The 20,473-nt window shown below is 72.1% G+C and carries 23 protein-coding genes; 8 read left to right on the top strand and 15 right to left on the bottom strand.

Annotated features, from left to right (window positions below):
• Positions 1-166: 166 nt before the first annotated feature.
• Entirely contained in the window at positions 167-859 is a 693-nt protein-coding gene (locus tag ACZ51S_RS29850) for a copper homeostasis protein CutC (RefSeq protein WP_468479352.1), read from the bottom strand.
• A gap of 108 nt (positions 860-967) precedes the next feature.
• Between ACZ51S_RS29850 and ACZ51S_RS29845 the strand changes: the two genes are divergently transcribed.
• Together ACZ51S_RS29845 and ACZ51S_RS29840 are read left to right on the top strand one after the other, a co-directional pair.
• On the top strand, positions 968-1,621 hold the full coding sequence (locus ACZ51S_RS29845; RefSeq protein WP_468479353.1) for an HD domain-containing protein: 654 nt from the start codon (positions 968-970) through the stop codon (positions 1,619-1,621).
• An 87-nt stretch (positions 1,622-1,708) separates the two neighbouring features.
• Positions 1,709-2,929 (top strand): Cmx/CmrA family chloramphenicol efflux MFS transporter, encoded by a 1,221-nt coding sequence (locus ACZ51S_RS29840; protein ID WP_468962499.1) that lies wholly within the window; start codon positions 1,709-1,711, stop codon positions 2,927-2,929.
• Here ACZ51S_RS29840 and ACZ51S_RS29835 read toward each other — a convergent pair.
• From ACZ51S_RS29835 to ACZ51S_RS29820, 4 genes are all read right to left on the bottom strand, one after another.
• Positions 2,916-4,493 (bottom strand): caspase family protein, encoded by a 1,578-nt coding sequence (locus ACZ51S_RS29835; RefSeq protein ID WP_468962498.1) that lies wholly within the window; start codon positions 4,491-4,493, stop codon positions 2,916-2,918. The two genes, ACZ51S_RS29840 and ACZ51S_RS29835, sit on opposite strands and share 14 nt — an antisense overlap.
• Positions 4,481-5,638, bottom strand: a complete 1,158-nt coding sequence (locus ACZ51S_RS29830) for a lipase family protein (protein WP_468803685.1) — start codon at positions 5,636-5,638, stop codon at positions 4,481-4,483. The genes ACZ51S_RS29835 and ACZ51S_RS29830 overlap by 13 nt, the downstream gene beginning before the upstream one ends.
• A gap of 86 nt (positions 5,639-5,724) precedes the next feature.
• Positions 5,725-5,997 (bottom strand): DUF4031 domain-containing protein, encoded by a 273-nt coding sequence (locus ACZ51S_RS29825; RefSeq protein ID WP_468479357.1) that lies wholly within the window; start codon positions 5,995-5,997, stop codon positions 5,725-5,727.
• Positions 5,998-6,004: 7 nt separating this feature from the next.
• Complete coding sequence (locus ACZ51S_RS29820) at positions 6,005-6,382, bottom strand: hypothetical protein (RefSeq protein ID WP_388942316.1); 378 nt, start codon at positions 6,380-6,382, stop codon at positions 6,005-6,007.
• Between the two features lie 143 nt (positions 6,383-6,525).
• On the opposite strand from ACZ51S_RS29820, the gene murQ reads away from it, so the two are divergent.
• Both murQ and ACZ51S_RS29810 read left to right on the top strand, forming a co-directional pair.
• Positions 6,526-7,560, top strand: coding sequence for an N-acetylmuramic acid 6-phosphate etherase (gene murQ, locus ACZ51S_RS29815; RefSeq protein WP_468962496.1), 1,035 nt, complete (start codon positions 6,526-6,528; stop codon positions 7,558-7,560).
• A gap of 25 nt (positions 7,561-7,585) precedes the next feature.
• Entirely contained in the window at positions 7,586-9,064 is a 1,479-nt protein-coding gene (locus ACZ51S_RS29810) for a PTS transporter subunit EIIC (protein ID WP_468803682.1), read from the top strand.
• 24 nt (positions 9,065-9,088) lie between these two features.
• Here the strand turns inward: ACZ51S_RS29810 and ACZ51S_RS29805 are convergent, their stop codons facing one another.
• Both ACZ51S_RS29805 and ACZ51S_RS29800 read right to left on the bottom strand, forming a co-directional pair.
• The gene (locus ACZ51S_RS29805; RefSeq protein WP_468479360.1) at positions 9,089-9,775 is read right to left on the bottom strand and encodes a hypothetical protein; all 687 of its coding nucleotides are present in this window, start codon (positions 9,773-9,775) and stop codon (positions 9,089-9,091) included.
• Complete coding sequence (locus ACZ51S_RS29800) at positions 9,772-9,990, bottom strand: hypothetical protein (protein ID WP_467892555.1); 219 nt, start codon at positions 9,988-9,990, stop codon at positions 9,772-9,774. Before ACZ51S_RS29800 ends, ACZ51S_RS29805 begins: the two co-directional genes overlap by 4 nt.
• Before the next feature lie 114 nt (positions 9,991-10,104).
• Here ACZ51S_RS29800 and ACZ51S_RS29795 point away from each other — a divergent pair, with 114 nt between their 5' ends.
• Both ACZ51S_RS29795 and ACZ51S_RS29790 read left to right on the top strand, forming a co-directional pair.
• Positions 10,105-10,938: a helix-turn-helix domain-containing protein gene (locus ACZ51S_RS29795; RefSeq protein WP_468962493.1), complete on the top strand. Its 834-nt coding sequence runs from the start codon at positions 10,105-10,107 to the stop codon at positions 10,936-10,938.
• Complete coding sequence (locus tag ACZ51S_RS29790) at positions 10,922-11,233, top strand: DUF397 domain-containing protein (protein WP_468962491.1); 312 nt, start codon at positions 10,922-10,924, stop codon at positions 11,231-11,233. Before ACZ51S_RS29795 ends, ACZ51S_RS29790 begins: the two co-directional genes overlap by 17 nt.
• A gap of 4 nt (positions 11,234-11,237) precedes the next feature.
• Here ACZ51S_RS29790 and ACZ51S_RS29785 read toward each other — a convergent pair whose 3' ends face one another.
• Complete coding sequence (locus ACZ51S_RS29785) at positions 11,238-12,425, bottom strand: S8 family peptidase (RefSeq protein ID WP_468962489.1); 1,188 nt, start codon at positions 12,423-12,425, stop codon at positions 11,238-11,240.
• 367 nt (positions 12,426-12,792) lie between these two features.
• Here ACZ51S_RS29785 and ACZ51S_RS29780 point away from each other — a divergent pair, with 367 nt between their 5' ends.
• Entirely contained in the window at positions 12,793-13,140 is a 348-nt protein-coding gene (locus ACZ51S_RS29780) for a protease inhibitor I9 family protein (RefSeq protein ID WP_468479364.1), read from the top strand.
• 6 nt (positions 13,141-13,146) lie between these two features.
• Here ACZ51S_RS29780 and ACZ51S_RS29775 read toward each other — a convergent pair whose 3' ends face one another.
• From ACZ51S_RS29775 to ACZ51S_RS29765, 3 genes are all read right to left on the bottom strand, one after another.
• Entirely contained in the window at positions 13,147-13,830 is a 684-nt protein-coding gene (locus ACZ51S_RS29775) for a LamG domain-containing protein (RefSeq protein WP_468962487.1), read from the bottom strand.
• Between the two features lie 152 nt (positions 13,831-13,982).
• Positions 13,983-14,678, bottom strand: coding sequence for a hypothetical protein (locus ACZ51S_RS29770; protein ID WP_468962485.1), 696 nt, complete (start codon positions 14,676-14,678; stop codon positions 13,983-13,985).
• Between the two features lie 198 nt (positions 14,679-14,876).
• Complete coding sequence (locus ACZ51S_RS29765) at positions 14,877-15,512, bottom strand: phosphoribosylanthranilate isomerase (RefSeq protein ID WP_468803676.1); 636 nt, start codon at positions 15,510-15,512, stop codon at positions 14,877-14,879.
• A 135-nt stretch (positions 15,513-15,647) separates the two neighbouring features.
• Here ACZ51S_RS29765 and ACZ51S_RS29760 point away from each other — a divergent pair, with 135 nt between their 5' ends.
• Positions 15,648-16,220 carry a Uma2 family endonuclease gene (locus ACZ51S_RS29760; RefSeq protein WP_468479379.1) on the top strand — a complete coding sequence of 191 codons (573 nt, stop codon included), beginning with the start codon at positions 15,648-15,650 and terminating at the stop codon, positions 16,218-16,220.
• Positions 16,221-16,329: 109 nt separating this feature from the next.
• Here the strand turns inward: ACZ51S_RS29760 and groL are convergent, their stop codons facing one another.
• From groL to thrC, 4 genes are all read right to left on the bottom strand, one after another.
• Positions 16,330-17,949 (bottom strand): chaperonin GroEL, encoded by a 1,620-nt coding sequence (groL, locus tag ACZ51S_RS29755; protein WP_007265555.1) that lies wholly within the window; start codon positions 17,947-17,949, stop codon positions 16,330-16,332.
• A gap of 315 nt (positions 17,950-18,264) precedes the next feature.
• The gene (locus ACZ51S_RS29750; RefSeq protein ID WP_008743607.1) at positions 18,265-18,471 is read right to left on the bottom strand and encodes a cold-shock protein; all 207 of its coding nucleotides are present in this window, start codon (positions 18,469-18,471) and stop codon (positions 18,265-18,267) included.
• 381 nt (positions 18,472-18,852) lie between these two features.
• Positions 18,853-19,131 (bottom strand): MoaD/ThiS family protein, encoded by a 279-nt coding sequence (locus ACZ51S_RS29745; RefSeq protein ID WP_467892576.1) that lies wholly within the window; start codon positions 19,129-19,131, stop codon positions 18,853-18,855.
• A 36-nt stretch (positions 19,132-19,167) separates the two neighbouring features.
• Positions 19,168-20,457 carry a threonine synthase gene (gene thrC / locus ACZ51S_RS29740; protein WP_468479368.1) on the bottom strand — a complete coding sequence of 430 codons (1,290 nt, stop codon included), beginning with the start codon at positions 20,455-20,457 and terminating at the stop codon, positions 19,168-19,170.
• Positions 20,458-20,473 lie beyond the last annotated feature (16 nt).

Here is a 20,473-nt window from a genome sequence, read left to right as displayed (position 1 = left end):
GCGCGCGGTACCGCTCCGCAGGACATACCCGGAACAGGCGCCGAACATCGAAGCCCGCCCCGGACGACACCCCACCCCGGCACCGCCCCCGACCCGAAACCACCCCACCGCACCCCGCCCGACAGGGCAATGCCGCCCACCCCGAACCGCCCGGCCAGGGCAAGGGCTACCCCACCGCCTCCCGCCACTCCGCCACCGCCGCCGCCGAGACCGGCCGCCCCCACCCGGAGGGCCGCGCCGCGCCGCCGATGTGGAACGCGTCGATGCCCGCCTCCCGCAGCACCGGCACGTGCGCCAGCGTGAGGCCGCCGCCGACCAGCAGCCGCGGCCCGTACCCCGGCTCTCCGCGCCGCCCCGCCGCCGCCTCCGCCACCAGCACCGGCAGCCCGTCCTCGACCCCGGCCGCCGATCCCGCCGTCAGGTAGGTGTCCAGGCCCGGCAGCTCCGCGAGGGCCTTCCGCAGGCCGTCCCGGTCCGCCGCGCGGTCGATCGCCCGGTGGAACGTCCACCGGCAGCCGTCCAGCTCCGCCAGCACGGCCTCGACCGCGTCGAGGTCGGGGCTGCCGTCCGGGTGCAGGAAGCCGAGGACGAACTCCTCCGCACCCTCCGCCCGCAGCCCCCGCACGGTCTCCACCAGCACGGAGACGTCGCCCGCCGCGAATCCGTCCGCCGTGCGGAGCATCACGCGCAGCGGGATGTCGACCGCCGCCCTGATCGCCGCGAAGGTCTCGCGCGTCGGGCTGAGCCCGTCGGCGGCCATGTCGGTGACCAGTTCGAGGCGGTCCGCCCCACCTGCCCTGGCGGCGACCGCGTCCTCCACGTCGAGGGCGATCACCTCCAGGAGCGCACGGTTGCTCATGTGATCCCCATCCTTATGCCCATATGGAAAATAGGTCTAGTCCAATATCCAGGGTACGGGCCCCACCCGCGCTCCACCAGCACAATCGCGCCAGCCCACAATGTCCGCATGGAAACCCCCGACACCGACCGCCCCGACACCGACCGCCTCCGCGCCCGCTGGGCGGCCACCGCCACCGCCGCCGGCGCCACCCGCGACCCCGCCCCCTACGCCGACCGCCTCCTCACCGCCTGGGCGGAACCTCAGCGCCGGTACCACACCACCGCCCACCTGGCCGAGGTCCTCGCCCGGCTCGACGTACTGGCCGGGCACGCCGACGACACCACCGCCGTCGAGCTCGCCGCCTGGTTCCACGACGCCGTCTACCGCCCCGACCGCTCCGAGAACGAGGAGCGCAGCGCAGCCCTCGCCGAACGCGCCCTCCCCGAGCTGGGCGTCGACGCGGCCCGCACCGCCGAGGTCGCCCGGCTGGTGCGGCTCACCGTCACCCACGACCCGGCCCCCGGCGACACCAACGGCGAGGCCCTCTGCGACGCCGACCTCGGCGTCCTCGCCGGCGACCCCGCCGCCTACACCGCCTACGCCGCCGCCGTCCGCGCCGAGTACGGCTTCGTCCCCGACGAGGCCTTCCGCACCGGCCGCGCCGCCGTCCTGCGCGGTCTGCTCTCCCTGCCGCGCCTCTTCCGCACCCCGTACGGCGCCGCCCACTGGGAGGGCCCGGCACGCCGCAACCTGGAAGCCGAGCTGGCCTCGCTGACCTGACATACGGAACATCACCCGGGAATGCGTCCCGCTTCGCGGCGGTTCGGGAAGTACATGCCCGCAGCCTCCGCACGACCCCGATCCCGTATGCCCGTCGCCGTCTACGTCCTCGGCCTGTCCGTCTTCGCGCTCGGCACCAGCGAGTTCATGCTGTCCGGCCTCCTGCCCCCCATCGCGCAGGACATGGGCGTCACCATCCCGCAGGCGGGCCTGCTGATATCCGCCTTCGCGATCGGCATGGTCGTCGGGGCGCCGCTGCTCGCGGTCGCCACCCTGCGCCTCCCGCGCCGCACCACCCTCATCGCCCTCATCAGCCTCTTCGGCCTCGGCCAGGTGGCGGGCGCGCTGGCACCCACGTACGAGCTCCTCTTCGCCTCCCGCGTGGTGTCGGCCCTCGCCTGCGCCGGGTTCTGGGCCGTCGGCGCGGCCGTCGCCATCGCCATGGTCGACCAGGACCAGCGGGCCCGCGCCATGTCCGTCATGATCGGCGGCCTGTCCATCGCCAACGTCCTCGGCGTCCCCGCCGGCGCCTTCCTCGGCGAGCACTTCGGCTGGCGCTCCGCGTTCTGGTCGGTCGGCGCCGCCTCCGCCGTCGCCCTCGCCGGCATCCTGGCGCTGATCCCGAAGATCCCGCTGCCCGCCGAGAAGCCCCGCCTCCGCCGCGAGCTGGGCATCTACCGCGACCGCCAGGTGTGGCTGTCGATCGGCATCACGGCCCTGGCCGCGGGCGGCGTCTTCTGCGCCTTCAGCTACCTGTCGCCGCTGCTCACGGACGTGGCCGGACTGGACTCGAAGTGGGTGCCGTGGGTCCTGGGCCTCTTCGGCGTCGGAGCCCTGGCCGGGACGACCGTCGGCGGGCGCATCGCCGACGCGCGCCTGTTCGGGGTGATGCTCTGGGGCATCACCGCCTCGACGGTGTTCCTCGGCGCCCTCACCGTGCTGGCCTCCAGCGCGGCCGCCGCGATCGCCCTGGCGTTCCTGCTCGGCGTCTCGGCGTTCTTCACCGCCCCGGCCCTCAACGCCCGGATGTTCAACGTCGCCGGAGCGGCCCCGACCCTCGCCGGAGCCACCACCACCGCCGCGTTCAACCTCGGCAACACCGGCGGCCCCTGGCTCGGCGGCACGGTCATCGACGCCGGATTCGGCTTCTCCTCCCCGGCCTGGGCGGGCGCGGCCATGACCGTCACCGCCCTCGGCCTCACCGCCCTCGCCCTCCGCCTGGACCGCGGTACGCCGCCCCGCGCGACCCGCGTGGTGGCCGGCTCCCCCGCCCAGCGGGCGGCGGTGGACAGCGTCAGGGGTACGTGAACGGCATCGAGTGGCCGCGCTTCGGGTCCTTCATCAGGGTCTGCGTGCTGACACCCACCTCGGTGGTGGTGATGTGGACTTCGTAGTCGCCCGCCTTGAGACCGGTGACCGGGACCTCGAACCGTTCCTCTCCGGAGGTTGCCTTGAGGTCCTTCGTGGCGGGCCCCTTGGCAGGGAACACGTAGGTGTTGTTCGGCCCCGCCAGCCAGAGGCTCACCGAGACGGCCTTCGGGGTGGTGAGGGACTTCACGTAGCCCACCATGCTGATCCGCCCGTTTACCTCCCGGACGCAGACCGTCTCCACGATGTCCGGCACGTTGGTCGTCGTGTGTCCAGCCCCGCACCTCTCCCCGAGGGGATTGGCCGGTGGTGCCGCCGTCGGCTGCTGCGGGGCGGGCGCCGCAGCCGTCGGTGCCGATGACGACGGGGCCGGCGTGCCGGGGGTGGGCGGGGATGCGGTGATCTCCTTCCCCGGCACCGCGGCCCCGGCCGCCGGCACCGCCTGGTCCGGCTTCCCGTCGCCGCTCTCCCCGTCACCGCCCTCCCCGTGCAGGAACATCGCCACGATCGCGACCATCGCCACCATCGCCAGCGCCCCGCCCCCGGCCCACATCCCCGCCCTGCGGCCCCCGCCGGCCGGCGCCGGCCGCGCCACGGGCGCGCCCGACCCCGCGACGACAGGGATCGAAGGGGCGGCAGGGGCGGCAGGGGCCGACGACGCCAAGGGGACCGGCGACGCCAAAGGGTCCGACCGCTGCCAGATCTCCACGTCCCCGCCGACCGGCTGGATCACCAGGGTGACGGGGCTCTGGTGCTGCCGGCTGCCCAGGCGGTGCCCGGTGAAGTGCTCCTTGACGTGCGCGACCAGCGCGTCGAGGTCGGTGTCCAGGCCCGGCGAGTGCTCCTCCAGCCAGTCCATGACGGTGGTCGAGAAGGCCCCGGTCCGCTGGACACCGCGCTGCGTCGCCGCCTGCCCGGACGCGGCGGCGAGCAGCATGAACTGCTCCACCGGCATCCGCCGGCCCGTCGGCAGCACGGCGACGGCCGGCCTGGGCCCGCCGGCCTTGACGAAGGTCGCGCAGGCGTCCACGAGGAAGACCTGCCTGCGGCAGTACGCCACGTCCGGCCTGGTCAGGTAGTCCCGCAGCTCCATCAGGTCCAGGCAGCGCGGATCGGCGTCCGAGGCGTCCGGACAGAGCAGCAGCCGGCGGTCGCCCCGGTCCACCACCCCGTGGCCGCCCCAGTACACGTACAGCAGGTCGCCCTCGGGCACCGTCCGCGGCGGGGCGAGCCTGTCGAGGATCTGGTCCCGGGAGATGACCGTCTCGATCTCGACGTCCAGGTCCCGTTCCTGGGTGTTGAGGCCGGCCCAGGAGGCGTCCGCCGGCGCGAGCAGCAGCCTGATGTTCCTGCCGGGGACCCCGCGCCTGCGCAGCCAGCGGGCGAGCCGCATGGCGTCGGCCGCGGCACCGGCCAGGTTCCGGTCGGCGAAGCGCGGGTAGTGCTCGATGCCGACCAGGAGGGCGTGTACGCGCGCCGGGTCGGGGGCGGTCAGCTCAGCCATGTGCGGACAGCGTTCCAGACCTCGGGGTTGGACCAGTACGTGGTGTGGGCCCAGGGGAAGGGCTGCCGGTTGTCGACCCGGTGGTCGTCGGCCCGGCCCGGGAACACCTTCTCGGCCCGGTACGAGAGCAGGTCGCGCTCGTCGTAGACGTTGAGCCACCGCGCGGGGAAGCCCTCCGGCAGGGTCTCGGGGTGTTCGAGCGAGACCAGGGCCCCGATCTCGTAGAAGTACGGGGCCTGCGAGCCGACGGTGATCAGCTGGTCCACGCGCTCCAGCCGCTCGCGGACCAGCAGGTCGACGCAGGCGACCCCGCCGAGGCTGTGCGCGATCACGGTGACCGCGTCCCCCGGCGTGTTCTCGATCGTCCGCTTGATCTGGTCCCGTACGCCCTGGCCCCGGGCCTGGTACCGCAGGATGTCGCCGATGGCGGGCAGGGCGGCGTCACCCCACGCCCCGCGCCGGCGGCGGCCGCGCCAGCCGACGGGCCGGGCCAGCGCCTTGGCCAGGAAGCCGCTCACGGACCGGCCCTCGGCGTACAGCTCGGTGCTGAGCACGGCGAGCAGCTCGTCGCGCACGATGCCGGACACCTCGCCGCCCCGCTCGAAGGCGAGGGCGAGGGTCATGGCCACCACGGCGCGGGCGAAGGCCCTGCGGTGCTCCGTCCCGTCGGCGTCCGCCGTGGCCGCGGCGTCGTGGAACTCGGGCGCCCGCACCACGGCCCGCAGCGCCTCGGTGAACTCCCCGTCCAGGCCCCGAGCGGCGAACGCCTCGACCACCGCCGGCCCCGGGACGTACCCGGTGACCTCGGCGAGGAACTCCTCGGAGGGCGAGGGCCCGAAGCCGAAGCCGGATTCCTCCGCCGGCTGGAGTCCGAGCAGGCGCAGTTCGTACCAGGGGTCCTCGTACAGGACGTCCCAGACGGCGATCTCGTCGTCTTCCGGGGTACCGCCGCGCGTCTGCCGGTAGAGGGGGACGGAGGCCCCGTCGAGGGCCATGGCCGCGCCCTGCTCCCTGCCCCAGAAGCAGCCGCGGACCTCCAGCTCCGGCCGGATGTCGGCGAGCCGGGCCCGGACCTCCTCGAAGCTGCTGGTGTACGAAGCCTCGCGGACCCCGGTTCCGTGGACGAACAGCACTGACCGACGCACGATCTCCCTCATCCCGATGCCGGTGGCCGAGCCGCGGTCATCCTAATGCAGCAAATCGGCCTGGACACAGGAGAGATGACGGGTATTCAGGCCACTGACGGGCGATGTTTCGGCCGCCGCAGCCCCGCCTCCGTGAGGCGGCGGACCAGTTCCTTGCTGCCGATCTCCACCGCGCCCGCCGCGACCGCGTCCGCGTAGCGGTGCGAGGGCACGTCGTAGTGGTCCCGCTCGAACGCCCGCGGCGGGCAGCCGATGCCCGCCGCGAAGGCGTGCAGCTCCTCGTACGAGACGTCGCTGACCAGGTGCGACCACAGGCGGCCGTGTCCCGGCCAGACCGGCGGGTCGATGTACACCGTCACCGGCGTCTCACCGGCCCGGGTGGAGGACGGGGCCGAGGCCGCCCACGGCCGCGACCTTCACCCCGGCCTCCGAGCACACCCAGTGCGGGTCGCGTCCGAGTTCCGGTTCCACGTCCAGCGCGTGCGGCTCCCCGTGCACGCAGACGGGACACATCGGCCAGCGTCCGTACTTCTCCAGCAGGGCGTCCTTCACGTCCTGCGCGACGAGTCCGGCGAGGTAGTCGACCCCCTCCGGCCACTGCTCCACCCACCAGCGGCGGTGCGTGACCGAGTCCTCGACGAGGGAGACGACATCGGCATCGGCGACCTCACCGGCGGCGAGATCGGCGAGAACGAGGGCACGGGCGACGTGCAGCGCCTGTTCCAGGGGGGTCGCGTGGTCCATGGGCTCATTGTGGACCCCGACCGGCCGCCAGGCGAAGGCCCGCTTTCCCCGGCGCCTCCCCCCGCCATCGCCCGCACCACCCCGGCGCACCGGCGGGGGCGTGCCTTCTTGCCCCGGGCCCCGCCGGAAAATAGGTTCCAGCCGTGAGCGACCACCGCACGACCGCGTACGCCGCCCTCCGCGCCGAGCTGGAGACGCTGACCACCGAGGCCTTCCGGCCCGAGCTCGCGGAGATCGACCGGCTCTCGACGCTGGAGATCGTCCGCGTCATGAACGCCGAGGACGCCACCGTGCCCGCCGCCGTCGCCGCGCAGCTGGAGCCGATCGCCGCCGTCGTCGACGCCGTCGCCGAGCGGATGGCCCGCGGCGGCCGGCTCGTCTACGCGGGCGCGGGCACGGCGGGACGGCTCGGGGTGCTGGACGCCAGTGAGTGCCCGCCCACCTTCAACACCGATCCGGCGCAGGTCGTCGGCCTGATCGCGGGCGGCCCCGGGGCCCTGGTGAAGGCCATCGAGGGCGCCGAGGACTCCCGGGAGCTGGCCGCCGCCGACCTCACCGCCCTCGCCCTGACCGCCCAGGACACCGTGGTCGGCGTCTCCGCCTCCGGCCGCACCCCGTACGCGATCGGGGCGGTCGAGTTCGCCCGTACGCGCGGCGCGCTCACCGTCGGCCTGTCCTGCAACGCCGGGTCCCCCCTCGCGGCGGCCGCCGAGCACGGCATCGAGGCGGTCGTCGGGCCCGAGCTGCTGACCGGCTCCACCCGGCTGAAGGCGGGCACGGCGCAGAAGCTCGTACTGAACCTGATCTCGACGGTGACGATGATCCGTCTCGGCAAGACGTACGGGAACCTCATGGTCGACGTACGCGCCTCGAACGAGAAGCTGCGCGCCCGGTCCCGCCGCATCGTCGCGCTGGCGACCGGCGCCTCGGACGCGGAGATCGAGGCGGCGCTCGCGGCGACCGGCGGCGAGGTGAAGGACGCGATCCTCGTCGTCCTCGGCGGGGTCGACGGCCCCGGCGCCGCCCGCCTGCTCGCCGGGGCACGCGGACACCTCCGCGACGCCCTCGACCGCGCCCGGACCGAAGCCGAGTCCCGGCCACAGCCACAGTCCCAGCCACAGCCACAGCCACAGCCCCAGCCGCATTCCCAGCCCGAGCCGCAGTCCCCAGCCCAGTAGACGCCCTCCCACGCAAGGCGAGTACATGTCCACTGACAAGAACCGCGCCACCGCCGCCGCGATCCTCCCCCTGGTCGGCGGCCCGGACAACATCGGCTCCGTCGCGCACTGCATGACCCGGCTGCGCATCGGCCTGCGCGACCGCTCCCTCGTGGACGACGCCGCCCTGCGGGCCGTGCCCGGGGTGCTGGGCGTGGTCGAGGACGACACCTACCAGATCGTGCTGGGGCCGGGCACCGTCGCCCGGGTCACGCCCGAGTTCGAGGCGCTGGTCGAGGCGGGCCGCACCCCCGCGGCGGAGCCGGCCGGGGTCACCGCCGGGGACCTCGCCGACCGGGGCGCCGCGCTGAAGGAGGCCCGGAAGGCCCGCAACGCGACCCCCTTCAAGCTCTTCCTGCGCCGCATCGCGAACGTCTTCGTGCCGCTGATCCCCGCCCTGATCGGCTGCGGCGTCATCGCCGGCCTGAACGGCCTGCTCGCCAACCTCGGCTGGGCCCCGGCCGTGGTCCCGGCCCTCGCCGCGATCGCGTCCGGGTTCATGTCGCTGATCGCGGTCTTCGTCGGCTTCAACACCGCCAAGGAGTTCGGCGGCACCCCCGTCCTCGGCGGGGCCGTCGCCGCGGTCATCGTCTTCCCCGGCGTCGCCCGGATCGACGCCTTCGGCGAGCACCTCTCCCCCGGCCAGGGCGGGGTCCTCGGTGCGCTGGCGGCCGCCCTGCTCGCCGTGCACGTGGAGCGGTGGTGCCGGCGCTGGGTGCCGGAAACCCTGGACGTGCTGGTCACCCCGACCCTCACGGTCCTCGTCACGGGCCTGGTCACCCTCTTCGGCCTGATGTTCCTCGCCGGTGAGGTCGCCGCCGCGATCGGCGCCTTCGCCAACTGGCTGCTGGCCGCCGGCGGCGCCCTCGCCGGGCTGGTCCTCGGCGGTCTCTTCCTGCCCCTGGTGATGCTCGGCCTCCACCAGGCGCTGATCCCCATCCACACCACCCTCATCGAGCAGTCCGGCTACACCGTCCTGCTGCCGATCCTCGCCATGGCCGGCGCGGGCCAGGTCGGCGCGGCCCTCGCCGTCTACTGCCGCCTCCCGCGCAACGGCTCGATCCGCACCACCATCAAGTCGGCGCTCCCGGCCGGCTTCCTGGGGGTGGGCGAGCCGCTGATCTACGGGGTGTCCCTGCCGCTGGGCCGCCCGTTCGTCACCGCCTGCGTCGGCGGCGCGGCGGGCGGGGCCTTCGTCGGGCTGTGCAACCAGCTGGGCGTCGCCTTCGGCTCCACCGCGATCGGCCCCTCGGGGTGGGCGCTGTTCCCGCTGCTGGACGGTACGTCGGGAATGGGCCCGACCGTCGCCGTGTACGCGGGCGGCCTCGGGGTCGGCTACCTGGTCGGCTTCGCCGCGACGTACTTCTTCGGCTTCACCCCGCGGATGCTGGCCGACCTCGACACCGATCCCGGCCCCGCCGCCCCGGCCGGTCCCCCGGCGGCGAAGGAGCCGGTGCCGGCCTGATCCCCCGGCGGCGGGGCGCTCCCGTTACGGCCGCCCCGGCTCGGGAGACCCCCCGGCGGCCGTCCGCAGGAAGCGGACCAGGTCGTCCACGGAGTAGCCGAGCTTGGGGCCGCGTTCCGCCGCCATCAGGAGCAGCTGCCCGACGATCTCGGCGCCCCAGCCGTCCGTACCGTCCGGGGACCATCCCCACAGCTTCTCGATGCCGAGGTCGCTCATCAGCAGCCCGTACTTCTCCCGGACCTCCAGGCACACGTCGGCGACCGCGTCCAGCAGCCGCTCGCCCGGCCGCTCGCAGCACAGTCCGAAGTACCCGCCGATCTCCTCGGCCACGCAGCCGCGCGGCGGCTCCGCCTTGAGCCGCTCGTAGCGGGCGTCGTCGTACGGGGGACACTCCCCCACCGGGCAGTGCACCAGCGTGAACCGCTGCCATCCCGGCGGCGGGGGCGGCTGCGGGCGCCACCCCTTCATCCCGAACGCCTCCTGCACCTGCGCCGTCGCCTCGTCCGCCGTATCGGCGGTACGCGTCTCCCGCCGCTCCCCGTCGTCCCCGACGGCCGTCCACTCCCCGCCGCCCCCACCGCTGGGCCGCGCCCTTACGGCGAGCCCCAGACCCTGCCGCCGCCAGCCGCCCCCCACCAGGACCGCCTCCAGCCCGCGCAGCTTCCACCCGAGCTCGAAGGCGAACTGCGCCGCGTCCACCGGCTCGCTCACCGGCCCGCCCGCTCGTGCAGGACGGCGGCCAGCCGCAGCGCGGTGTCGATGTTGCAGCGCCCGAGGTCGACCAGGGGCAGCCCGTACGTACCGGCCGCCGAAACCCGCTCCACGTCCAGCGACGGGAACACCACCCCCACCCCGCCCAGTGCGTCCTTCAACTGCCGGACGGCCTCTTCGGCCGCCCTCATCCGCTCCTGCGGGGAGAGCACCATGACATATCACCTTCCACTCTGAGTATTCAGCTTCTGTACACAGAGTGGCGATCAGGTGGCTAGCCTTTCAAGTGGGCCACCACAGCAACCGCACATGCTGGACCGGGAGTTGTCATGCCACGCAAGAAACTCGATCCCTCATCACCCCGCGCCCTCCTCGGCGCCGAGCTCCGCGTAGCCCGCGAACGTGCTGCGATGAGCCAAGCGGCGCTCGGCGAACGGCTTTTCGTGAGCGGCTCGTACGTCGGCCAGATGGAAGTGGGCACCCGCAGAATCACACTCGAACTGGCCAAAGCGATAGACGCCATCCTGGGGACGGAGGGCTTCTTCACCCGCAACTGCGGCAAGGACGGCAAGTCCAAGTACCCCGACCACTTCGCGGAAGCGGCCGAAGCGGAGGCCGAGGCGCTGACCATCCGGGAGTACGCGCCGCTGACCATCCCGGGGTTGCTTCAGCGGGAAGGGTATGCGCGGGAGGTCTTCCACGCCTACCAGCCGACCGCGTCGGAAGCCGAGATCGATGAGTTGACGGAGGCCAGGCTCGACCGCGCCAAGCTCCTCAGCGACCCAACAACGCCCTTGTTGTGGTGCGTTCTCGACGAGGCGGTACTCCGCAGGGTCGTGGGAGGCCGGGCGGTGATGGCGGATGCCCTACGTCACCTCGCGTCTTTGATGCGAGCTCGCCGACTCATCGCCCAGGTGATTCCATTCGGCACTGGCGCCCACGCGGGCATGCATGGCTCTCTGAAGCTGATGTCCTTCGCGGACGCCCCTCCACTCGCCTACGTCGACGGCATGGGAGTGGGGCAACTGCTTGACGATCCAGCCACAGTGGCCCGGCACACCCTGACCTACGATCTCCTCACGGCCAGTGCACTGTCACCGCACGATTCGCTGGCCCTGATCGAGTCCGCTGCCGAGGAGTACGCACATGACGAGCATGCCTAAGTACGACTTGTCGACGGCCACTTGGCACAAGTCCAGCTACAGCGGTGGCGATGGCGGCAACTGTCTGGAGATGGCCATGTGGCACAAGTCCGGCTACAGCGACGGCAGCGGTGGCAGCTGCGTCGAGATGGCCACCTGGCGCAAGTCGACCCACAGCGATGGAAGCGGCGGTGACTGCGTCGAGGTGTGCGACGCGCACACCGACCTCGTTCCCGTGAGGGACTCCAAGCAGCCCGAAGGCCCGCACGTGGTGTTCCACGCGCGGGCCTGGGCGACCTTCGTCGCGGCGCTCTGACCGGTCAGAGGCCGTTGGTGAACAGCAGCCGGTTCGGCGAGCCCTTGCTGAGGGAGGTCAGGATGTCCTTGGAGGACTCGTCGCTCAGGAAGTTGGCGATGTCCGCCGGCAGCTCGTTCGGGTGCGCCTGCTTGTAGAGGGCGACGACACCGGCGACGTGCGGCGCGGCCATGGACGTACCGTTCAGGGCCACGCTGCCGCCGCGCAGCTTCGCTGAGACGATCTCCTGGCCGGGGGCGTAGAGGGATACGCACTGGCCGTAGTTGGAGAACGAGGTCTCCTCGTCCCAGCGGTTGGTCGCTCCCACGGTGACCACGCGGGAGGCCGAGGCGGGCGAGACGTTGCAGGCGTCCTGCGCCTCGTTGCCCGCCGCGATGACCGGCAGGACGCCCGCGTCGGACAGGGCGTTGGCCGCGTTGTTGAGGGCCTCGGAACGCGGGCCGCCCAGGGAGCCGTTGAGCACCGCCGGCTGCTTGGCGTTCTTCGCCACCCAGTCCATGCCCGCGATCATTCCGGCGTAGGAGCCCTTGCCGTCGCAGCCGAGGACGCGCACGCTCACCAGGTTCGCCTTGCGCGCGACGCCGTACGTGGCGCCGGCGACCGTGCCCGCGACGTGCGTGCCGTGGCCGTTGCAGTCCTGGCCCCTCTGGGTCGCGGCGTCCGGCATCGCGTCGAACCCGAACGTGGCGCGGCCGCCGAACTCGTTGTGCAGGTAGTCGATGCCGGTGTCGAGGATGTAGGCGGTCACCCCGGCGCCGCTGCCGCCGACGGTGAAGTCGTTGTTGAGCGGCAGCTGCCGCTGGTCGATCCGGTCCAGGCCCCAGGAGGAGGACGGGGCCCTGCTCGCGCTCGGCGCGGCGGGCATCGGTACGGAGGCCACCTTCGTGTTCTCCTCGACCGCCTTCACCCCGACGCTCGTCCGGAGGACCTCCAGCTGGAGCGCGGTGAGCGGGGCCGCGAAGCCGTTGAGCGCGGAGGAGTAGACGTGCTTCGGCTTCAGCCTGAGCTTCTCCGCCAGCTTCGCCGCGTCCACTCCCTTGTCGAGGGTGACGATGTACTCGCCGGGCACGGCGTCGGCGGACGTCTGCAGCGGAGCCGGGGTCGGCTCGGGCGCGGCGGCGGACGCCGTGCCGGCGGCCACCGGGGCGAGGGCGAGCACGGTGGCGGTGGCCACACCTGCGATGAGGCGCATGGGGGTCTCCCGAGGGGAAGGGGTGACATGAGGGGCCGCCCTCTCGCGGGGCCCGCAGAACGCGTCCCCGAAGGCGGCCGTCCTCTTCATCGGTCCGCCGCCGAGCGGGGCTTGAACCCCCTTCCCCGCTTGGCCGATGGGTCCCGGGGTGTCCGTCAGCCGTTCGCCGCAGCCATTGGAGAAAGGTTCCTTCCCGCTGCCGTCCGGGAACTTCGGCCCGCCGGGACACCCGCTCGCACGTTCGGGAACTTCACCCGTACGGGCAGTCGCCCGTCGAGGGGGCGCACTCGTTGTTCACTCCCGCCCGCGGGCGCCACACCGCCGGGGTCGTTGACCGGGCACGGCCGTGCGTGATGGCCTCACGGTCATGCGCACTCGCCCGAGCCGGACCCTGCCGGTGGCCGTCGCCGCCGCCGCACTGGCCGCCGTAGCCGTACTGCCCGCCCTGCCCGCCCACGCCGACGCCCTGCCCGGCCCCGCGTCCGCCCGGGCGGTACCGGCGCCCGAGCACCCCTCGTACATCGTCACCGTGCACGAAGGGCTCGACCCGGCCGTGGTCGCCGAGGCGTACGGGATCCGGCCGACGCACGTCTACCGCGACGCGGGCAACGGCTTCGCCGCCCGCCTCTCCCCCGACCAGGTGCGGGCCCTGCGCGACACCCCGGTGGTGGAGTCCGTCGAGGAGGACGGCGAGGCCAGGGGCGTGCCCGCCTAGCCAGGGCTACGGCCGGTGGACGGTCAGCCGCGAGACCTCGTACGACATCTCGCTGACCTCCGGGTCGGGCGCGGGGTGGTAGCGGCCGGCGCAGACGGACAGGTTGACGATCAGGTACGCGTGCCAGCCGCGGCCGACGCCCCTGTTGTCGGAGTAGACGCGCCGGCCGTTGACCCACCAGACGACCGACCTGCGGCCGAACTCCACCTTCAGGTCGACCCATCCGCCGGGCCGGACGCTCGGGTCGCGGTGGTAGAGGTGGGCCTGGCGGACGTGGTTGGACAGCTCCAGCATGTCGGGGTTGTCGGGGTGGTACTCGAAGACGTCGATCTCCTGGCCGCCGTCCCGCCAGGTCCAGATGGCGGGCCAGGCGCCCATCTCCTCGGGCAGCCGGACGCGGGCCTCCAGGACGTCGCCGGTGCGGGCCTGGAAGCCCTCGTCGCTGCCCTCGGTGGTGAGCAGCCCGGCGTCCCAGTTGCCGTCGGGGCGCCGGGTCGCGCGGAACGTGCCGGTGCGGCTGTAGGCGGGGTCGGGGGTGAGGTGGTCGAGCTTGTTGTCGCGGGGGTTGACGGGCCCGCCGTCGGGATAGGCCCAGGAACGGCCCGCCACCCACTGGGTGGTGGAGGAGAAGTCGGCGGTGAAGACGGGCGAGAGACGGCGCGGCGTCACGCGCCGTAGCCATGCGAGCATGTGCGGGGACATACGGGGCCTATGCCCGGTACGCACCCGGACGCACCGTCATCGGCACGGCTGGTGGTGGCGCGGCGGCGCTCCCGGCGCACCGTGCCACGCGCCCCCCGGGTGCGGGGGGCGCGCGACGGTGGAGGGGTGGCGGCGGCCGGTCAGGTCCCGGGCGCGCAGGTGAGGGTGAACGTGAAGCTGTCCGACACATTGCCCGTGAAGAGCTGGACGGACACCTTGGGGGCCGGTTCCGTGACCGCCGCACGCGTGGGGGACTTGACGACGAACGGTGCGGTCGCGGTCTCCGGGGCGGTGAACTGGACGGAGGGCGCGATCTGCTTGCCCTGGCCCGCCCAGTGGTAGTCGATCTCGCCGGCTCCCGTACCGGTGAACTTGCCCTGGAACGTGACGTTCTGCGGCCTGGTGCAGTCGACCGCCGCGGGGGTGGTGGACGCGCCGGTGATCTCAGCGCTCGTGATCCGGGGCTTGGCGGGCGGCCGGGGAGGCTTGCTGCAGCCGGTCGTCCGCTCGTTCCTGCCCCAGCCGCTCTTCACGGTGTACGAGCCGTTCTTGACGTTCTCTTCCGTGACGGAGCCCGCCCCATTGGCGTTGCGTTCGAATTTCTCCGGGCCCGAGACCCTGAGCAGCTGGCCGCCCCTGAAGCCGGTCATCACGAGGTCGAACTCGACGGGGTTCGTGCCAGGGGCCACGACGAGCCGGCAGGTCGCCTGGGGGGCGGCTGCCGCCTTGACCGGGGCGGCCGCGACGGGGGCGGCCTGGGCGGCCATCGTGGGCGGCATGGTGACCGCGGTGACCAGGAGCGGGGCGAGAAGTGCGTAACGGGCGTGCCGATTCATGCGTTCCCTCCTTGCCGGGAAAGCATCGATGGGTGAGCGGACGTCTCCGTAACGCGGGCACGCCGATGGCCCGGGTGCGACGCGGCCGGGGGAGACGGGGCCCGCGCACGCGGCCTCGTCCGCCTCGGATCCGCCTCCCCGGACCGGGATTCACCGGTCGGGGAGCCGTCGGCCCGGGCACGGACGTCCTGTTCCAGGCTAGCTCCGCGCGCTGTCGGCGGCACCCCGGGCCGCGGGGCCCCGCGCCGCCTCGACGAAGGCGCGGATCAGCTCCGGGGACTTCACCCCGCGCTCCCGCTCGACCCCGCTGGAGACGTCCACGCCCCAGGCGCCGGTCGCGGCCACGGCCTCGCGGACGTTGCCCGGGTTCAGCCCGCCGGCCAGCAGCCAGCGCCCCTCGGGCGCCGTGAACTCCTCCGAGCCCCAGTTCCAGGGCTTGCCGGAGCCCGGGTGGGGGGCGTCGATGAGCAGCAGGTCCTCCCCGTACCCGCCGCAGCGCTCGACGTGCTCGGCGGTGGCGCGCAGCAGCGTACGCCCCGGGGCGCGCAGCTCCTCGTAGTACGCCGCGGGCTCGTCCCCGTGGAGCTGCACGCCGCGCACGCCGCTCTCCTCCGTCAGCCGGCGCACCTCCTCGACGGACTGCCCCCGGAACACCCCGACGGTCAGCACCCCGCCCGGCACCCGCGCGGCGAGCTCCCGGGCCTCGGCGGCGCCGATGGTCCGGGGGCTGCCGGGCGCGAAGACGAACCCGACGGCGTCGGCCCCGGCCTCCACGGCCACGTCGACGTCATGGGCGGTCTTCAGCCCGCAGATCTTCACGAAGAGAGCACTCATGCCCCCAGTCAACCAAACCCCCCGAGCGGAGGTGACTTGTCCCGGCACCCGGGCAGAGCACCCCGCCCGCCACTAGCCTGGAACCGGCAGCACGCCCGGTGCGCCCCACGCCACGCGGAGGACACGGTGACGACCATGATCGAGCGGGCCACACCGATAGAGAACGCGGTGCCGCCGACGTTCGAAGCACTCCTGCGCATGGTTGCGGAGATGGACACGCCAGACGGCTTCAAGGCCGAGCTCATCCGGGGGAAGATCGTCGTGTCACCGTTCTCGAGGCTCCGCTACTACCGTTCCATGCGGGCGCTGCGCGAGCAGCTCCAGGCCCATGCCCCCGAGGGGCACGTCGCGGACATCGCTCCCTTCCTCTTCCGGTTCCCGCAAGCCGAGCGCGCTTACGGACCTGACCTGTTCGTCACGGACGAGTCCGCCTTCGACGAGGAGGGCCGCCACGCGGACGGAGAGGCGCTCTCCCTGGTCGGTGAGTTCACGTCCGTTTCGACCAGGGACGCCGACTGGAAGGAGAAGCTGGACGTCTACGGCCGGCTCGTCCCGGTCTACCTGGTCATCGACATGCAGGACTCGGAGATCACCTGCTTCTGGGACCCCTCCCCGCACGGGTACCGCTCCCGCAGGACGGTGTCCTTCGGTGAGCCGCTGCCCGTCCCGGAGCCCTTCGGCTTCGAGCTGGACACCACCGGCTTCTAGGCCCTGTCGGGCCGGAAAACGCCCGAGGGCGGCACCGCCTCCGTGAGGAGGGGGTGCCGCCCTCGGTACGAGAACAGCCGATCAACCAGAGGCCGGAGCCAGGGGCCGATCAGAAGTCCATGTCACCGCCCGGCATGCCGCCCGGAGCGGCGGCGGCCTTCTCCGGCTTGTCGGCGATGACGGCCTCGGTGGTCAGGAAGAGCGCGGCGATGGACGCGGCGTTCTGCAGGGCGGAGCGGGTGACCTTCGCCGGGTCGATGATGCCCTCGGCGATCATGTCGACGTACTCGCCGGTCGCGGCGTTCAGACCGTGGCCGACGGCCAGGTTGCGCACCTTCTCGACGACGACGCCGCCCTCGAGACCACCGTTGACGGCGATCTGCTTCAGCGGGGCCTCCAGCGCGAGCTTCACGGCGTTGGCGCCGGTCGCCTCGTCACCGGTGAGCTCGAGCTTCTCGAAGACCGAGGAGGCCTGCAGCAGGGCCACGCCACCGCCGGCGACGATGCCCTCCTCGACGGCCGCCTTCGCGTTGCGGACGGCGTCCTCGATGCGGTGCTTGCGCTCCTTGAGCTCGACCTCGGTCGCGGCACCGGCCTTGATGACGGCCACGCCGCCGGCCAGCTTCGCGAGGCGCTCCTGGAGCTTCTCGCGGTCGTAGTCCGAGTCGGAGTTCTCGATCTCGGCGCGGATCTGGTTGACGCGGCCCTGGACCTGGTCGCTGTCACCGGCACCGTCGACGATGGTGGTCTCGTCCTTGGTGATGACGACCTTGCGGGCGCGGCCGAGCAGGTCGAGACCGGCGTTCTCCAGCTTGAGGCCGACCTCCTCGGAGATGACGGTGCCGCCCGTGAGGATGGCGATGTCGCCGAGCATGGCCTTGCGGCGGTCGCCGAAGCCCGGGGCCTTGACGGCGACGGACTTGAAGGTGCCGCGGATCTTGTTGACGACCAGGGTCGACAGGGCCTCGCCCTCGACGTCCTCGGCGATGATCAGCAGCGGCTTGCCGGACTGCATGACCTTCTCCAGGAGCGGCAGCAGGTCCTTGACCGAGCCGATCTTGGAGTTGACGATCAGGATGTACGGGTCGTCCAGGGACGCCTCCATACGCTCCATGTCGGTGGCGAAGTACGCCGAGATGTAGCCCTTGTCGAAGCGCATGCCCTCGGTGAGCTCCAGCTCCAGACCGAAGGTCTGGGACTCCTCGACGGTGATGACGCCTTCCTTGCCGACCTTGTCCATGGCCTCGGCGATGAGCTCGCCGATCTGGGTGTCGGCGGCGGAGATGGAGGCCGTGGAAGCGATCTGCTCCTTGGTCTCGACATCCTTGGCCTGGGCCAGCAGGGCAGCCGATACGGCCTCGACGGCCTTCTCGATACCGCGCTTGAGGGCCATCGGGTTGGCACCGGCGGCCACGTTGCGCAGACCCTCACGGACGAGCGCCTGGGCGAGGACGGTCGCGGTGGTCGTACCGTCACCGGCGACGTCGTCCGTCTTCTTGGCGACTTCCTTGACCAGCTCAGCGCCGATCTTCTCGTACGGGTCCTCGAGCTCGATCTCCTTGGCGATGGAGACGCCGTCGTTGGTGATCGTGGGGGCGCCCCACTTCTTCTCAAGGACGACGTTGCGACCCTTGGGGCCAAGGGTGACCTTGACGGCGTCGGCGAGCTGGTTCATGCCACGCTCGAGACCGCGCCGGGCCTCCTCGTTGAACGCGATGATCTTGGCCATGGTGAAGTGGTCCTCCCGGACAGGGGTGGATTGCTCCGGACCGCGCCCGCGCCCGCGACGGACGGCCTGCGGACCCGGCGGTTCCTTCCCGCCGGACCCTGCGGGCCTCACCGACCCGGTCCTCGTCTGAGTAGCACTCTCACTCGGAGAGTGCTAACGCCAATGATTAGCACTCGACCCCCACGAGTGCAAGCGGCTTCGGGCAACACGCGGGCGGCACGGGGCCGACATGCAGGAGGGGCCCACACCCTGTCCGGGATGTGGGCCCCTCATGCGCGTGTGCGTGCGTCGGTGGCCGATCGCGTTCGCTCCGGCTCAGCCGGCCGCGAGCTTGACCATGTCCGCCTGCGGACCCTTCTGGCCCTGCGAGATCTCGAACTCGACCCGCTGACCCTCTTCGAGGGTGCGGTACCCGTCCATCTGGATGGCGCTGTAGTGGACGAACACATCCGCACCACCGTCGACCGCGATGAAGCCGTAGCCCTTCTCCGCGTTGAACCACTTGACGGTGCCCTGAGCCATGCCTAACTCCCCTATTACTGGCCCTTGCGCGGGACCGCACTTCGCGGTCCCGGGTCAGAACTTGCGCCGGAACGCCTCGACCGCGGCTGAATGTATCCGCACCGGTGCTGTCAGCAACAGGTCAATCCGACGAGAATTCTGGACACGCGGAAACGTTGAAATAGAGTGAAAATTTGGAATATTCCAGGGCAACTCGGGCCAGACAAGCAGCACCAAAGGCCCAAAAGGCGCGCGCATGTTGACTCAATGTCAACCATCCGTCGGCCCGCTCATATGCGGCGGGCAAGAACAGCGGAGGGGACTGCCCCAACTCTACCGCGCCCAATCAAGCAGAATTACCCCCTCCGTTTATGACGGAGGGGGTAATTCTGATGTGTTCGGTCAGCAGCCGCCGGCCACGGCGGGGATGATCGAGACGCCGGCGCCGTCCGGCGTGGCCGCCTGCAGGCCGCCCTCGAAGCGCACGTCGTCGTCGTTGACGTAGACGTTCACGAAGCGGCGCAGCTTGCCCTGGTCGTCCAGGACGCGCGCGGCGATGCCCGGGTGGTTCTGCTCCAGGGACTCGATGACCTCGGCGAGGGTCGCACCCTCGGCCGGGACCTCGGCCTTGCCGCCGGTGTAGGTGCGCAGGATGGTGGGGATGCGGACGTTGACGCTCATGGCGCTACTGCCTTTCCGGTAGAGCAGGGGGGATGGTCAGGCCAGGCCGGCGGCGCGGAACGCGTCCAGGCTGGGGCGGATGGTGGCGGTCTGGCCGCTGTCCGCGGCCACCGCCTCCAGGGTCTTGAGGCCGTCACCGGTGTTCAGGACCACGGTGGTCAGCGCCGGGTCGAGCTGCCCGTTCTCGATCAGCTTCTTCGTCACGCCGACGGTCACGCCGCCCGCGGTCTCGGCGAAGATGCCCTCGGTCTGCGCCAGGATCTTGATGGCCTCGACGACCTGCTCGTCGTTCACGTCCTCGACGTAGCCGCCGGTGCGCCGCGCGATGTCCAGGACGTACGGGCCGTCCGCCGGGTTGCCGATCGCCAGGGACTTGGCGATGGTGTTCGGCTTCTGCGGGCGGACCACGTCGTGACCGGCCTTGAAGGCGGTCGACACCGGCGAGCAGCCCTCGGCCTGGGCGCCGAAGATCTTGTACGGCCTGTCCTCGACCAGACCGAGCTTGATCAGCTCCTGGAGACCCTTGTCGATCTTCGTCAGCTGGGAGCCGGACGCGATCGGGATGACGAGCTGGTCGGGCAGCCGCCAGCCGAGCTGCTCGCAGATCTCGTACGCCAGGGTCTTGGAGCCCTCGCCGTAGTAGGGGCGCAGGTTGACGTTGACGAAGCCCCAGCCCTCGCCCAGCGGGTCGCCGATGAGCTCGGAGCAGAAGCGGTTGACGTCGTCGTAGTTGCCCTCGATGCCGACCAGGTCGCCGCCGTAGACACCGGCCATGACGACCTTGCCCTGCTCCAGGTCGTGCGGGATGAACACGCAGGAGCGGAAGCCGGCGCGGGCGGCCGCGGCGCCGACGGCGCCGGCCAGGTTGCCGGTGGAGGAGCAGGACAGGGTGGTGAAGCCGAAGGCGCGGGCGGCCTCGACGGCGATGGCCACGACGCGGTCCTTGAAGGAGTGCGTCGGGTTGCCGGAGTCGTCCTTGACGTAGAGCTTGCCGGTGACGCCCAGCTCCTTGGCCAGGTTCTCGGCGTCCACGAGCTTGGTGAAGCCCGGGTTCAGGCTCGGCTTGGAGGCCACGTCCGCCGGGACGGGCAGCAGGGGCGCGTAGCGCCAGATGTTGTTCGGGCCGGCCTCGATCGCGGCGCGCAGGGCCTCCGGGTCGCCGAGCGGGAGCTCGTAGGCGACTTCCAGGGGGCCGAAGCACTCGACGCAGGCGAAGATCGGGCCGAGCTCGAAGCGGGTGCCGCACTCACGACAGGAAAGGCCGGTGGCGGGTCCCAGATCGACGGACCCGGTGGTGGCAGAGGTGGCGACAGTCTGTGCAGCCATGATGGCGAGGCCCTTT

Source organism: Streptomyces sp. NPDC034043 (assembly GCF_055575675.1).
This window is presented reverse-complemented; position numbering and strand designations above follow the sequence as displayed.

Coding starts and splice junctions, on each gene's coding strand:
- ACZ51S_RS29850 (WP_468479352.1), bottom strand. CDS start 859: ATGAGCAACCGTGCGCTCCTGGAGGTGATCGCCCTCGACGTGGAGGAC.
- ACZ51S_RS29845 (WP_468479353.1), top strand. CDS start 968: ATGGAAACCCCCGACACCGACCGCCCCGACACCGACCGCCTCCGCGCC.
- ACZ51S_RS29840 (WP_468962499.1), top strand. CDS start 1,709: ATGCCCGTCGCCGTCTACGTCCTCGGCCTGTCCGTCTTCGCGCTCGGC.
- ACZ51S_RS29835 (WP_468962498.1), bottom strand. CDS start 4,493: ATGGCTGAGCTGACCGCCCCCGACCCGGCGCGCGTACACGCCCTCCTG.
- ACZ51S_RS29820 (WP_388942316.1), bottom strand. CDS start 6,382: ATGGACCACGCGACCCCCCTGGAACAGGCGCTGCACGTCGCCCGTGCC.
- ACZ51S_RS29810 (WP_468803682.1), top strand. CDS start 7,586: ATGTCCACTGACAAGAACCGCGCCACCGCCGCCGCGATCCTCCCCCTG.
- ACZ51S_RS29800 (WP_467892555.1), bottom strand. CDS start 9,990: ATGGTGCTCTCCCCGCAGGAGCGGATGAGGGCGGCCGAAGAGGCCGTC.
- ACZ51S_RS29795 (WP_468962493.1), top strand. CDS start 10,105: ATGCCACGCAAGAAACTCGATCCCTCATCACCCCGCGCCCTCCTCGGC.
- ACZ51S_RS29790 (WP_468962491.1), top strand. CDS start 10,922: ATGACGAGCATGCCTAAGTACGACTTGTCGACGGCCACTTGGCACAAG.
- ACZ51S_RS29785 (WP_468962489.1), bottom strand. CDS start 12,425: ATGCGCCTCATCGCAGGTGTGGCCACCGCCACCGTGCTCGCCCTCGCC.
- ACZ51S_RS29780 (WP_468479364.1), top strand. CDS start 12,793: ATGCGCACTCGCCCGAGCCGGACCCTGCCGGTGGCCGTCGCCGCCGCC.
- ACZ51S_RS29775 (WP_468962487.1), bottom strand. CDS start 13,830: ATGCTCGCATGGCTACGGCGCGTGACGCCGCGCCGTCTCTCGCCCGTC.
- ACZ51S_RS29770 (WP_468962485.1), bottom strand. CDS start 14,678: ATGAATCGGCACGCCCGTTACGCACTTCTCGCCCCGCTCCTGGTCACC.
- ACZ51S_RS29765 (WP_468803676.1), bottom strand. CDS start 15,512: ATGAGTGCTCTCTTCGTGAAGATCTGCGGGCTGAAGACCGCCCATGAC.
- ACZ51S_RS29760 (WP_468479379.1), top strand. CDS start 15,648: ATGATCGAGCGGGCCACACCGATAGAGAACGCGGTGCCGCCGACGTTC.
- groL (WP_007265555.1), bottom strand. CDS start 17,949: ATGGCCAAGATCATCGCGTTCAACGAGGAGGCCCGGCGCGGTCTCGAG.
- ACZ51S_RS29750 (WP_008743607.1), bottom strand. CDS start 18,471: ATGGCTCAGGGCACCGTCAAGTGGTTCAACGCGGAGAAGGGCTACGGC.
- ACZ51S_RS29745 (WP_467892576.1), bottom strand. CDS start 19,131: ATGAGCGTCAACGTCCGCATCCCCACCATCCTGCGCACCTACACCGGC.
- thrC (WP_468479368.1), bottom strand. CDS start 20,457: ATGGCTGCACAGACTGTCGCCACCTCTGCCACCACCGGGTCCGTCGAT.